This window comes from Haloarcula rubripromontorii, from assembly GCF_001280425.1.
GTDB lineage: Archaea > Halobacteriota > Halobacteria > Halobacteriales > Haloarculaceae > Haloarcula > Haloarcula rubripromontorii.
Genome location: NZ_LIUF01000010.1, coordinates 37,447 through 50,136 on the forward strand (window position 1 = coordinate 37,447; position 12,690 = coordinate 50,136).

The window sequence follows — 12,690 nt, forward strand, 5'->3', positions numbered from 1 at the left end:
CGGTTACGTGGGAACACGAAACTGGACAGCTCAATTCCGCAACGGTCGGCGAGCTTGTGACACCGCCCCAATTCGGCCGTCACAACAGACTTCGATACTCTGCTAGCCTGGAAATTAACGTGTGAAAAGGAATGACAAGCGATCTCGTGGTCAACTGACGCGTCGGCAACTGTGTCAATGAGAGTTGGCGCGCACCACAGGTCCTCTTGCCCCGAAGACCGTTCTATGTCAAACCACGTCGCATCAAGTGGGTGGTTCGGATGTCGACCATCACAGTCTTCAAGGAACAAGTGGCCAACGACCGCCCAAGTGGCAGGAAGATCATACTTTTCAAACAGCTCCACCAATTCCAGCCACATCTCCCGAGCGCGCGCGAGTCGTCGGCTAGGTAAGACCGGGAAATCGACAAACCCCCATGCGAGTTCGGCGTCCAGCGAAATGACGACAGTCCCCATCGATTGGGTGTCTTCAGAACATAGGGTGTTAGTAACGTTCTCCTTAGAGTACTTTTTAGCGCCGTGGACACCCCACATCGCCGCTAGGAATATTCTGTCCGTAGTGGTTGTTCCCGAAACTGAGGTTCGTGAACGATTCGACATGTGGCTGGATGACTGCTTCGTTACCCCGACCCGCTGATGGCTGCTTTGGGTTGTAGAACCAGTTGTGGTGGATCTCACCACGGTCTTCGGGGACACCACGGATGCTGACGTGCGTTCCCGGTTCCTCAGGATGTCGACCAACGTGTCGGAGAGGGGTGAAGGTGTTATGATGGATCAGCAGCGTTGTCCCACCCGGCTGATGTGTTCCGACCTGATAGGAGGGGGCTTCGGTGCCGCCAAAGTGATTGTATCTGACCTCGTAGCCGGCCTCTCCGGTCCCATTCGCAACAGAATGGCGATTAAAGTCGAATCTGTTGTACTCTATAAGCGTGTTGTCCCCGTCTAAACATTGGATACCGTAGCCCAGTCCGCCCATGGGGTTATCGTGGATATGGCAGTGATGGATATGTGTCGACGTTCGGAGTTTGAGTGCTGCGTGGTTGAACCCCCATAGCTCGGTGTTGTCGATTTCACAGCCTGTTCCTTCGACGGTGACGCCGCTGGATACTGGGGTACTGTACTCGCGATATCCGGTTTCGGGTCCACTGATCCGGAGTCCGGTCAATCGGACATCCTCGCTCAGGCCCATGAGGTGTTCATAATCGATGACGCCAGTGGAGATGTGGCCACCCGACGCGCCGTCGATACCACGGTTAGAAGCGAGTGTTACTCCGGCAGGCACAGTTAGCCGGTCACTTCCGGTAACTGGTGAGGCATCAATGGTAGCGTTGCCAGCAACGTAGACAATATCGCCGTGACTGGCAGCATCCAGTGCAGTAAGCAACTCAAAGAGTGTCTCGACTACGTAGTTGGCATCTGACTCAGGAACGGTGTTGGTATACCTGCCGCCACCGCCGATCTCTGTAGCCGGATCTGGAGACCGCTCAAACGGTGAGAGGTCGATCTGCTTCCCATCAACGTATACCGCAGCGAACGGCTCAACGGGCCCGAAGTCAATAATCTCGCCCGAGAAGTAGTACTGGTCGCCGTAGCCATTACCAGTATGTCCTTCGATCGTCCAAGTGTCATCATCGTTACGGACGATGCTGTCATTGTCGTCAGCGGCGTTTTCCGAATCACCAGTACACGGAATCGGCTCACCTGTCGTCGTCAGTTCGTAATCGAGTTCAGAGGGGTCTTCGGTGGTCTGTATCTCAACGACGTGGTCAGCAGGCGCAACTATTTCCGAGACTGTAACTACCGCTCCGTCCAGCCGGATTTCGTAGTTCCCACTGGCATTGAAATCGGTAACGATACCGTTGATTTCGTAGCCGTCGCCGAACCCGTTGCCCGTCCGCCCAATCGCAGTCCACGTTCCGTCATCGTTTTTCGCTACGCTATCATTGGCCTCTGCTGCGTTCGCGCCGTTATTTACCGGGACGATCTCGCCTGTTGTGGTGAACTCGTAGCGCACATCAAGGGAGCCAGTCTCGCTTTGCTGATCCGTTGAAATTATTTCGACAGTGCGGGAAGATGGTATTGCAAATCCCTTCGGAATCATAGGTACTGTACCTGCAGCCAGTATGCCTCCCAGTAGCTGTCTTCGCGTCAGCAGTGACCGTCCCTCTTTGTCAGAGTCTGCACTGAAACTGGCCCCATCATAATTGTGGGGTAGTATGTAATTCTTTTCGACCATGCAGGAGTACATTACTAATAATGGAATAAAGCGTGATTACGACTACCGCATCTTTCGGAGCCAAGTAACTGCCATTTACGTTTCAGTTGGTGAAAGCAGATTCATACAGTAAGCCGAACCTTCCGCACGGATGAGTCGATAAGAGACAACGGCTCGCCGGGAACCTGAATGGTTGAGTCGGTTATTAGGCACTCGTTTGCACTGGTGAACCTAACTCCATCGCGCCCCGCTCCCGACTGCTCGATTACGCAGTCCCGCAGTACTGTTCTGTCTCGATCAGCGATAACAACAGCAGCACCGCCGGCTGCGTCGCCGGTCACACTAACGTTTTGGAGAGTAAGTGGTCCCCCAGTACCGCCACTGTCCCCACTGACGGCTCTGACCGCATTGTACTCGTCTTTGTCGACGTGGATGGTCGTGTTGCGAACGGTCGAAGAGTCGTGGTCGGGGTGATAGACGATAGCACCGAATCCGGGGCCTGCGTCACTAGTGATAGTGATATCGCAGTCGCTGATGAACTGTCCAGACTGGGCACGTAGCCTGATGCCGCGGACGTTTAGCTTCTCCAGTGACGGGTATGGTGGTACCGAATCGACGCGAACCGTGACTCCGTAAGCCGTCGATCCGGTCGATCCCAGCCGAACGTTAGCGATATTGTTATTGGCATACAGGCCACCTCTGACGTGTACAACACCGTCCCGACCCCTATAGTTCCGACTGCTTCGGCCCGGCGCAGAGGCGTAGAGTCCGTTATTGGGGAAGTTAGCAACAGTGCAGTTCTCGAATCGAAGTGTTCCGGCGTGGTTTTTACCGACGAAGATACCAACACCGTTCCCCCCTTGATGTCCACCGTCTGGGGCAGAGACATCTCTTACAACCCCTGTCGAATCGGGGTCGCGGACGTCAAACCGGAACCCGACATGCGGTGTTGTCCGGTCCTGATCCGCCAATTGACCACAGATTCTGAGGTCCTGAGCCAGAAAGTCACCGTTAGCAATCACCCTGAGAGTGTTTCCGAATCCCGGCCGCGAAAAGTCAAATGTCAGGCCGTTTAAAAGGAGGTCTTCGATACCCTCGAATGTAATGAATGAGCGTTGATCGCTGGCTGGTGTCGCGGGTTCAAACAAGACCCGCGCCTGGGGCTTCGCTCGTAGACCCAAGTTACGGACAGGGCCGACGTCGAGGGAGCCCAGACGGTACCTTCCCGCGGGGAACTCGATGAGTGTATCATCATCGATGTACCCCTCCAGGACGTTGTCGATCCGTTCCGACCCATTAGGGTCTGCACCCGCTGCAATGGCGTTAACCACAGTGTCGAATCGCGACTGGGTCGTGACATTCCCGGGATAGCTAATACCGACTGTCAAGGCCGTAGCGGCGATTCCTTTAAGAAATCCCCGTCGCGTCCGCTGGCCCCTATCCATTGCCGCCTGTAGCTGTCTGAGATATTATATAATACACACCTTACCGTCGACGAGTCGGGTGGTTCTCGCTGCCTTCTCGTGTGGCCTCCGGGTTATGTACGCATAACTCCCCTTTACTTATGACCGCAACCGTAGACTTTCGGTGCAAATGATAGCAGAAACAACCACACGAGTCACTGGACCCGCACCGGTGGGTCTGTAACCCTGAGCCGATGGCACAGCGTCGCTCTCTCCTACTGATTCATCACCGCGATGTTAGATCACCGTTCAGTGCGACTGTCCCACACTATATCTCGACAAAGCTTGCAACTGTACATACTGTTCATGTCATCTGTAGCGCCGACAAAGACCACGATACAGGCGATACCGGTAACACATCAGTCGTTTACCATCCGATCCGAACAGGCAATACCCGCCTCGTTTCGACAATAGCGTTTTTCATCATCGCCACACTGTACGCGACCGTACTCGGGGCACGGCATCGATTCGATGCCACCTATGGCTTCCAACGAACCCTCGTTCAGGCATGGGTTGGCGCTATTGCCGGTGACTCGCGCTTTGTCGCTGGTCTTCAGGTGGTTCCGGTCCGACAGAAGCGTGACTTTGTCACATCTAGACAAGCAGATATGTCGCTCGCGGAGCGCCTCTCCGTCATGATCTGGACAGGGTACGCCGCCGCAGTCAAAGTGGCTTTGCAGCGGTGTGATCAGGTCACCTGTCTAACTGAAGGGATCCGTCAAGTCACCGAACAAGAGTACGGGCTGGACCTCTCGTCGGCGGCAGTCATCGGAATGGGCGTTGATACTGAGACGTTCGAGCCCGCTGACGGACGACAGGCCGGTGATTCCTTCTCTAGACCACTGACCGTGACATACGTTGGCTCGCTCGGCGCAGCCAGGGGGCTCCCACACGTTATTGAAGCGCTCGCAGAGTGCGGCGAGACGTTTGAGTTCCATATCGCGGGTGATGGCCAATCTGGTTACATCGATGCAATGCAGGCAAAGGCTGCGAAGTTGGGAGTGGCTGACCAAATCGTCTGGTATGGACGGGTGCCCCACAGTGATGTCCCGGGGCTGTTGACCCGGACTGATGTGGCCCTTTCTCCGCTAGAGGATATTGAATCGTATCGGATCAGTTTCCCGGCGAAACTGCTCGAATACATGGCAGCCGGCGCAGTCGTCATGGCAACGGATATTCCGCCACATCAGCGCCTGATTACGGACGGAGACAATGGGCTCCTGTACGATGGAACAGCAGCGGGGCTTTGCTCGGCGATCGAGCAGTGTCTCGATGACCCGGCTCTCGCCGGTCAAATCGAGCGCACGGCCAGAGAAACTGCTGAGGCGTATGACTGGGACACCATTGTCGACAAACACGCCGCAGCGCTGTTCCCAACTGCTACGCCCAATCAAACGACCCCATAGCCTGCCGTAACTGGATTCGGATACCGGAGTTAGCCAACAACAGCCCGGCGTAACTCAGCACGCCGACTCCGAGGCCAACACCGAGACGAAGCCAGCCGGGATCGAAGAGACGAATCACCAGCGCAACCGTACCAGCCATCAGCGTTGCCGCGATAGCGCTCCAGACGATTCGTTTACGCGGGAGTGGAATACGGACGAACTGCCGCACGTAATAAATTGACACCACGGCGGCCGACGCCGCGCTCAGAGTCGTTGCGACCGCTGCTCCACGGATACCGAAAGAGGGAATGAGCGCGAGATTGAGAGCAACGTTCACACTGATAGCGACGACACTGCCCCGGTAGCCCAGTTGTGGCGCATCCATTGCGTACAGTGCCGGGCCGATAACAAGCTGTACTGACCGGAGAATCTTCTCTAGCATAAACACAACCAGCACAGGATAGCCTGCGGCAGCCGCGCTTCCGAAGATAGTGGTCAAAAGATCGGGGCCAAGGACGACTGCGCCAGCGAACGCTGGAATAGTTGCGTACAGCGACAGTTGAACCCAGGTTCGGAAGGCGTCTTCAATGCGTTCAAACTGGTCTCGGTCATGCCATCTTGAGATCTGTGGGAACAGCGATGTGCGGATAGCGTTGGTCAACAGCAGCGCGACAGCGGCAACCCGCCAAGCGATTTCGTACACACCGACGAGCGATACCGGGACGAACAGACGGAGGATCGCCACGTCGATCCACTCGTAGACGATTCCGCTGACACTCCCGACGAACAGGTATCGCCCGAATCCAACGAGTGCGCGAGCCCGGTCCGGCCGGGGCCAGCCCACCCTGATATCGAGTCGTGACATGGCTCCGAGCGCGGCCGCGAGGTCGCCCAGCACGAACCCGAGAACGAGGCCACTAGCACCCATTCCATTTACCACAAAAACGGCACCCGTTCCAACCCAAGTCAGCTTTCCGAATACTTTCACCGCTGCGTTACGCTCAACTTGGAACTCCCCCGCGAGCAGGCGCAGCGCAAGCTCTCGGACCTGTCTGATCACGAGACCGGCGACCAGAATGGGTACGACGCCCGGAATGCCGATATACTGCTCAACATACGAGGCAAATGCCACTAGACCGGCCAGCCACGGCAGCACCAGTAATGTCTTGACGACGAGTGCTGTCCCGAGAACCTCGCCCATTGGGGCAGCAGCCGAAAGCTGTTTTTCAACCGCCTTTGAGACGCCCAGATCCGCGGGAATATTGAGCATCCCAATGACTGCCTGAAAAAGAAAGAACGACCCGATAGCCGCAGTGCCCATGGCACGAGTGAACCCGGCAACCGCCGCAAACTCGATAATCGCGAGTGCGATATTTCCGGAGAATAACTTCAGGATGGCCGTTCTAACTTCCATATAGCAACACCAGTACCTCGTGGACCGCGCTGGTATCCATTTGTTAGCAGGAAATTATCTAGCTATAGCAAGGCGTACTGCGATTGAAACCGATACATACCGACGGGATAGACGGTGCATATGTCGGTTCAACCGTTACCACCAGTTCGGATAAGCTCGACCATGTGCTCCGTCACGTCACGCTGCTGTGCTAGGAGTCGCTTACGTTCGCGCTCCCAGCGCTCTGCGTCGTCGTCAGCCAGCAGGGCTTCGGCCCGGTCGATGGCCGCTGTCCCATCTGTATACGAGTACAACAGCTCCCGCTCCTCCAGTTCGAGGAAATTGTGCATATCGTTGTCTCCGACGACAGAATTTATTCGGATAGCTGGTGTCCCCAGCAGGGCAGCCTCAGTTGGCATCGTCTGTGAATCACCGATATAGAGGTCGGCAAAGTAGAGGAGGTCATGGACCAGATGCGGCGGGACAGCGAGCTGATACCGGTCGTACTCTGACGGCAAGTCCCCCTCACAGGTAATATACACCTCGCCCCGATCACACAGCTGCTCAACGAGCTGTGACCTAGCAGCCACGTCGAGCCCCTTTTCACCGATATCGTGGTACGCATCCCAGCCTGCCAGCCTGACCACGGTGTAGGTCGCATCCGGGTTGACACCGTGGGCTCGTAGACGCTCGGGTTCCGGCTTGAACCGGTCGGGGTGAAGGTACGCTAGCTCCTGGAACCCGACCGTGTGTGACTGTCCGAAGGGAACGTGAAAATCCATCCCCGGTGGTGAACAGATATCGTCGACGAATGGGAGCGTGAGTCCGTGATACAGCAGTCGAACCGTCTGCGGGCGAAGGACTGTATCCATGTACACAAGGTTCCGACAGCCCAACGCAGTGGCGACGTGGACCGCTGGCGGGGCCAGCCGCGCGACGATTACGGAGGGATCAAACTCGCGCGCCAAGTTGTAGAGCCGCCGCTCTCGCTTCGCAAGCTCGGCTGTCAACTCCACTAGCCCGTCGCTTTCGGTGGTAAGTGTGACGTAGTCCAGTCCCTCGGCCGAGAGCAGGTCAGCTGTCATCTCCTTCTCGCGAGCAGCCACGAGCGTCTCGAAGCCCTCTGCTTCGAGCTCCCGAGCAGCATATTTGAAAAGATGGACCTGTGCGGGATGGTTGACGCTGAACAGGACCCGTTTACTCATCGGCTGTCTCCCTCGTCGACGTTGCAGTTTCAGGACGGGGCCCCTCGTGAGCCGGTGTCAATCGGTGCATAAGATTTGGTATCCCTGCAAGCGATGGCCAGTAATTTATACTCGAATTAGCTGTCGAGAGTCGGAGGCTATACACGGATGGGCTCATGGTGATCGTATCTCGACAGGGACAGACACCACTCTGAGTGCATTGTCTCGCGTGGGTGTTTCCGGGGCCTGTCCCTCATACAGGAGCACGACGACGGTACCGTTGCCCGACGGTCCCTCGAGTTGCACGCTCACGTCGTCCGTTACCGGGGTTGACGGTCGGGCGGTAACAGACGTCCACTGCCTGACTGACCAAGAACCGGAGTCGTTCTCCGACTGGCGCTCAAAGCCGACAACGTACGTGTATTCTTGGGACGTATCGCCGTGGTGTTCGATTTGGACTGTGTAGTTACCCGTATCACCCGGGAAATAGACGCCTTGGTAGTCCTCGATGGTCACATTTCCTGCAGCGTTCTCAGTCCCGATTGCGAGTTCGGCGTTCGCCGTTGCTCCGTTCCCATCGAGAACCACTACGCCAGCGGCGGTGACCAGTACCACTGCAACGACGGCGGCCAAGATCGGTAGCACGTCGATACGCGACTCAATGCCGAGCATTTCGTGTCCAAGCCCGCCGTCTATCGGCGGCTCCCAGCTTGTAACAGTCCGCCGGCCCGCAGCGACGGCACAGAACCCAACTGTCACGATAGCGACGACAGCACAGATCAGCGAGAGACGGATCCGAGTCACCATCGAAAGCCCGTACAACACCATTGGGAGTCCCGATGCGCTTGCGACAACTGCGAGTGTCACACGTTCGACCGGGACAAGCCCGTTTAGCCGGTTACGAGGTCGCGTAGGCGGGGCTCGACCATCGCTTGTGACTGATTCGACAGTCAAGGTCGGGAAGATCGCAGCGACCAGAGCATATCCCGGCGCGAACAGCAACACTGGCAGGGCAATGGGGATCCGTGCCGTCGGTCCCAGCCATCCCGGAGACTGCAACACCGAAGCCACCACGGTCGTATAGCTGGCGACGACTAGTAGATCGGCGTACGGTCCCGTCCGGTGTAGCAGACGGTAACACAGTGAGCGAATCATCGGTAGCTACCCTGACACCTCGAAAGTACGGCAGTACTGGACCGCCCCATTATTATAAACTACAGCCGAATCGGACGGACAGACGAGTTCTCTGTCAAGTTGTACTTTTTTGAACTGACCGTTAGCAGTGATGATTGGCGACCCAGTGGACTGATAGCGCCGGTACACCCGGTCTCTGCTCTCAAAGCCACCGCTATCGGTGTCGTACTCTAACGTCCGGGACGACTGGTTTTGCCAGAGTGGAAACACCATCCGGTAGGGGTGATCGGTCACGACTGTACTCTGATCCTGTGGCCGGAGCGTTGAGATTGATTCCACAGCGGCCAGCTCAGATTCCGTGTGTGAGTACCGCGGGTATGCTTCCTCAAAGGCAGGGTTCTCAAGCGTCGCTTTACGTGAGACGAAAACTGACCCGGGGAACACAAATGCGAGAATCAGCATACAGGCGAGGACAGTACGGGTCCCAAACTGTCGCGTGACGTATCGCAGGCCAAATACGCCAACAATTGCCATCAGGATATAGAGGAACGCGAACCATCGATCCGGAATAAAGACGTTGACGCCAAACAACGGGAGTCCCAGCGTGAATACAAGCATAATCCCCGCGCCGACAACAAATATCGCGGAGAGCTGGGTAAGACGGTGTCGCTGAAGCAACACCAGTAGTCCCAGCACTAGCAGACACAGCAGGATCGAGAACCCCATTGCGTCAACGAGAGTCACCGCAGTGGGGACATCTCGTACGATTGAGGCAGGCAGTTCTTCACTGGCGGCGTTACTGCTGCGCAGGTTGAGGAAGCCGGCACCCGAGAGGTCGCTGCTGAGCAGTACAATCATTCGGCCGATGAATGATTGGTCACCATAGGGCGTAACCGACCAGAACCCCATTGCCAGTCCCGTCGTTGTACCGAATAGTCCAATCGTGTTTACCGTCGGCATCTCCGAGGGAACGCGGTCCGCGACGCCACTGAAATAGTCCGTATAATCTGTGATAAGCTTGGCGACGACACCGGCACCAAGCAGTGTAAGCACGATGAACGTCGACACCTGATGGATCAGCACAACCGACAGACAGCAGTACAGTGTAAGCACATACAGCGGGCGCCGGGTATCAGTGTAGAATAACTTCGTTAGTCCGAATAGGACAGCGGCGAAATAGACGAGCCCAAGACTGTTCGGGATAACGTCGATACTCCAGCGCAACATATAATCGCTCATCGTGAACAACGCTGCAGCGAGAAGCGAGCCCCGTACTGCTAGCATATACCGGGCTGTGCTATATACTAATAGCGGCGTCATCGGAATGACGAGTGCGACGCTCGCGAACATGGCTGTCCGGAGGCTGGATCCGAACAACGCCGCTCCGCTGACGACAAGTATGTGATACACCGGTGCCACCGAGTACTTTGACTCTGAGATAGCGGCGGTTGTTCCGGCGGACTGTATATCCGCGATGAACTGGGTTATGTGAACCCATGTGTCAACGCCAATGAATCCAGGGGTGGTCAGCAGGGCAGTGTACTGGATCACAAGCAGGAGCCCGAGCAGTTCTGTCAGCACGACACGGGGCCGCAATGCTGATGTCTCAGCGAAAACAATCTGCGCAATGATTGCCGTGCCAATGACACCGCTCACGAGATGGAACTGAATCGTCCGGCCGTTCTGGAGAGCCCCAAGCAACGCTAGGGCTCCAATTCCAACGATGACAGCCGTCTCTACGACCCGTACCGCGTTCTTGTTCACGAACGCTGTCTTGTGCGTGCGTGCTTCGTCTGTTCGTAACCACCCCGCCAGATATGTCAGGCCGGCAACTCCACCGCATAACGGGACTATGAGAACAAATATCTCTGTGGTGAACAGCACCAGTGGTGCGAGCAGTACTGTGGCAACGATTCCGATACAGGCGATAACAACGTCTCTTGGAACGGACTTGCGACTGATTTTCGGGACCGACGGTAGATTCATGTTTGGCCGTCAGCTGTCCTCCACCAGATCATGATCTCTCCTTGCGCGATACGATACTTTGTTAACAAGATCTTTCGGCGTAATGAGCCTGAAAGCGGCTGCTTTCTGTAAATGAGTGTGTGGTAATGCCACAGTCCACAGACGTGCTGGGCAAAGTCGGTTCTATTCGCTAGTCAGACATTTCTGAATGTGTTGTACACTCCCTAAATTACGCTGTACGAAGTACAAATTTGGTAATGTTGCATTATCAAAAACATAGCAGGTTGAGCGGGCGTCTCCACGCGGCGGGGCTGCCGATTAGGGAGACGGCCGCAATCTTAGACCTGCTGGGTATCGATAGCTCTCACAGTGCGATCTGGAATTGGGACCACACTCTCTCTGAGGCATAGAGCGATCAGCCGATGACGTCGCTTGTCGCGGATCGCAGTCAATGAGGAACAATCTATATTGACTGAAATATGGCTGTACGTCGGTATTGACACCGAATCAAAGCTGCTGCTCAAAGTTGATGTATTCAGGCGCCACGGGACTGACCCCGCGCGGTGTTCCTGCATCGATTCACCGAGAAACACGATGTCGCCAATACGCTGTTTCTCATCAATGCTGGCGGCTATTTGACTCCGTTTACTCGCCACAAATTTAGCGGTCGGCTCGACTGTCAAATTCGGGATCACATCGGAAAGTGGTTCGAGGCCGTTACGGTCCGGATCGACCGCTTTCAAATGGCAGTCAATCCAGCGCTAAACAGTAGTTAAAACGGTTCAGACGCCACTACAACCACGAATAACCGATCCAACCGCTCGATAGATGAACGCCAACTGAGGAGGTCCAGAACTAGATATCTCTTCGAAGTCGACCGACTGCTGCCCGTCGGAGTGGTCCATATTGCCGCGCTCGGGATAGTCGTCGACGATTTCCAAGTACGGATCGTCACGGCGCTGGAGTGCGAACAACATGAGGTTGACCCAGTCCCGGAAAACCGTGTGTGCGCTGTGCCCGCGCTGGCGAATCTGTGCAAGCGTTTCAATGATTTCGTCAACGTCGATCTGTGGCGAAGCCATGCTCTCTCAGCTACCAGAGAGGCACAAAATCCGGCCACCTGACGGATAGAAGTCTGGTCAGGCGGTGTACTGGCGTTCCCAGTCGAGTCGGGCTTGAAGCTCTCGATGCCAACGATTGGTGACCAAATAAGTATTCGTGCGTCCGTCTTTCTTCCCTTTCTCGACGAGACCTTTCTTCATGAGTGTATTCAGATTCGGGTACAGTTGACCGTAGTTGACCTTCTCCCTGTAGTACTCTTCAATTTCGTCTTTAATCGCGACACCGGCCGGTTCGGATTGCCCAGCAACCACGAACAATAAGTCTCGTTGAAATCCTGTTAGGTCGTACATATTCGCGGTTTCAATATGAGTTATATGATTAGATTGTCAGGAAATCGCCGCTTTCACTCCACGCCATACAGGTCTTCGACGGCTCGTCGATAGTGATCCTGACTGGAGTCTGGAACGGGGTCAGCCTCATCCGGGTGCTTCGCGATGATGCTAGCGAACTGCTTGGGAGGCCTCCAACTACCGTCAATTTCGCGAGCTTCGGACTCTTCGACGACTGCGTGCTCACCGTCAACGGTGACGTACAGCACGCGGATTCCCGGCTTCTCACTCAGCGGCCCCCTGAGCAACTTCCCAGTCCGTGTATTGACCAGCCACTCGAGTAAGAGTCCAGCCCGGCACTCAATTGCATACAGTTGCACCTCATCCTCTTTGGGAGATTCTGTGCGACCGTTGTCGGCCCACAACTGGGGCAGCGACCGATTGTCAGTCTCGTCTTTCCAGCGCCATTTCAACTTTTTCGGACCAGTGTCACCACGTCGATATTTGCTGCTCATAATTGGATTCTCTCAGCCATCGGAGAAGCACAAAATCTACTGCTGA

The 12,690-nt window shown here is 55.8% G+C and carries 9 protein-coding genes and 3 pseudogenes; 2 read left to right on the forward strand and 10 right to left on the reverse strand.

Features of this window, described 5'->3' with window-relative positions:
* Nucleotides 1-14: 14 nt before the first annotated feature.
* The 3 genes and pseudogenes from AMS69_RS21230 to AMS69_RS18450 all read right to left on the reverse strand — a co-directional run.
* Nucleotides 15-599, reverse strand: a pseudogene (locus AMS69_RS21230) (polysaccharide deacetylase family protein); the annotation flags it as partial.
* On the reverse strand, nt 511-2,235 hold the full coding sequence (locus tag AMS69_RS18445; RefSeq protein ID WP_238378582.1) for a right-handed parallel beta-helix repeat-containing protein: 1,725 nt from the start codon (nt 2,233-2,235) through the stop codon (nt 511-513). The pseudogene AMS69_RS21230 and the gene AMS69_RS18445, both read right to left, overlap by 89 nt.
* Before the next feature lie 101 nt (nt 2,236-2,336).
* Entirely contained in the window at nt 2,337-3,659 is a 1,323-nt protein-coding gene (locus tag AMS69_RS18450; RefSeq protein WP_053969500.1) for a twin-arginine translocation signal domain-containing protein, read from the reverse strand.
* Nucleotides 3,660-4,285: 626 nt separating this feature from the next.
* Here AMS69_RS18450 and AMS69_RS18455 point away from each other — a divergent pair.
* Nucleotides 4,286-5,083 (forward strand): glycosyltransferase family 4 protein, encoded by a 798-nt coding sequence (locus tag AMS69_RS18455; protein ID WP_238378583.1) that lies wholly within the window; start codon nt 4,286-4,288, stop codon nt 5,081-5,083.
* Here the strand turns inward: AMS69_RS18455 and AMS69_RS18460 are convergent.
* The 4 genes from AMS69_RS18460 to AMS69_RS18475 form a co-directional block, all read right to left on the reverse strand.
* Nucleotides 5,058-6,476 (reverse strand): oligosaccharide flippase family protein, encoded by a 1,419-nt coding sequence (locus tag AMS69_RS18460; protein WP_053969502.1) that lies wholly within the window; start codon nt 6,474-6,476, stop codon nt 5,058-5,060. The genes AMS69_RS18455 and AMS69_RS18460 overlap by 26 nt on opposite strands.
* A gap of 128 nt (nt 6,477-6,604) precedes the next feature.
* Nucleotides 6,605-7,660, reverse strand: a complete 1,056-nt coding sequence (locus tag AMS69_RS18465; protein ID WP_053969503.1) for a DUF354 domain-containing protein — start codon at nt 7,658-7,660, stop codon at nt 6,605-6,607.
* 153 nt (nt 7,661-7,813) lie between these two features.
* Nucleotides 7,814-8,794 carry a DUF1616 domain-containing protein gene (locus AMS69_RS18470; RefSeq protein ID WP_238378584.1) on the reverse strand — a complete coding sequence of 327 codons (981 nt, stop codon included), beginning with the start codon at nt 8,792-8,794 and terminating at the stop codon, nt 7,814-7,816.
* A 6-nt stretch (nt 8,795-8,800) separates the two neighbouring features.
* Entirely contained in the window at nt 8,801-10,759 is a 1,959-nt protein-coding gene (locus AMS69_RS18475; RefSeq protein WP_053969505.1) for a hypothetical protein, read from the reverse strand.
* A gap of 260 nt (nt 10,760-11,019) precedes the next feature.
* Between AMS69_RS18475 and AMS69_RS20975 the strand changes: the two are divergent.
* Nucleotides 11,020-11,546, forward strand: a pseudogene (locus AMS69_RS20975) (IS6 family transposase); the annotation flags it as partial.
* A gap of 64 nt (nt 11,547-11,610) precedes the next feature.
* Here the strand turns inward: AMS69_RS20975 and AMS69_RS18485 are convergent.
* The 3 genes and pseudogenes from AMS69_RS18485 to AMS69_RS18495 all read right to left on the reverse strand — a co-directional run.
* A pseudogene (locus AMS69_RS18485) lies at nt 11,611-11,820 on the reverse strand (N-6 DNA methylase); the annotation flags it as partial.
* Nucleotides 11,821-11,877: 57 nt separating this feature from the next.
* Nucleotides 11,878-12,150: a helix-turn-helix transcriptional regulator gene (locus AMS69_RS18490; RefSeq protein ID WP_053969507.1), complete on the reverse strand. Its 273-nt coding sequence runs from the start codon at nt 12,148-12,150 to the stop codon at nt 11,878-11,880.
* 53 nt (nt 12,151-12,203) lie between these two features.
* Complete coding sequence (locus AMS69_RS18495) at nt 12,204-12,644, reverse strand: hypothetical protein (RefSeq protein WP_053969508.1); 441 nt, start codon at nt 12,642-12,644, stop codon at nt 12,204-12,206.
* Nucleotides 12,645-12,690: the final 46 nt, after the last annotated feature.

What these genes read in the sequence shown, in the direction of transcription:
- AMS69_RS18465 (WP_053969503.1), bottom strand. Translation starts at nt 7,660, where the DNA reads ATGAGTAAACGGGTCCTGTTCAGCGTCAACCATCCCGCACAGGTCCAT.
- AMS69_RS18470 (WP_238378584.1), bottom strand. Translation starts at nt 8,794, where the DNA reads ATGATTCGCTCACTGTGTTACCGTCTGCTACACCGGACGGGACCGTAC.
- AMS69_RS18460 (WP_053969502.1), bottom strand. Translation starts at nt 6,476, where the DNA reads ATGGAAGTTAGAACGGCCATCCTGAAGTTATTCTCCGGAAATATCGCA.
- AMS69_RS18455 (WP_238378583.1), top strand. Translation starts at nt 4,286, where the DNA reads ATGTCGCTCGCGGAGCGCCTCTCCGTCATGATCTGGACAGGGTACGCC.
- AMS69_RS18495 (WP_053969508.1), bottom strand. Translation starts at nt 12,644, where the DNA reads ATGAGCAGCAAATATCGACGTGGTGACACTGGTCCGAAAAAGTTGAAA.
- AMS69_RS18445 (WP_238378582.1), bottom strand. Translation starts at nt 2,235, where the DNA reads ATGGTCGAAAAGAATTACATACTACCCCACAATTATGATGGGGCCAGT.
- AMS69_RS18490 (WP_053969507.1), bottom strand. Translation starts at nt 12,150, where the DNA reads ATGTACGACCTAACAGGATTTCAACGAGACTTATTGTTCGTGGTTGCT.
- AMS69_RS18450 (WP_053969500.1), bottom strand. Translation starts at nt 3,659, where the DNA reads ATGGATAGGGGCCAGCGGACGCGACGGGGATTTCTTAAAGGAATCGCC.
- AMS69_RS18475 (WP_053969505.1), bottom strand. Translation starts at nt 10,759, where the DNA reads ATGAATCTACCGTCGGTCCCGAAAATCAGTCGCAAGTCCGTTCCAAGA.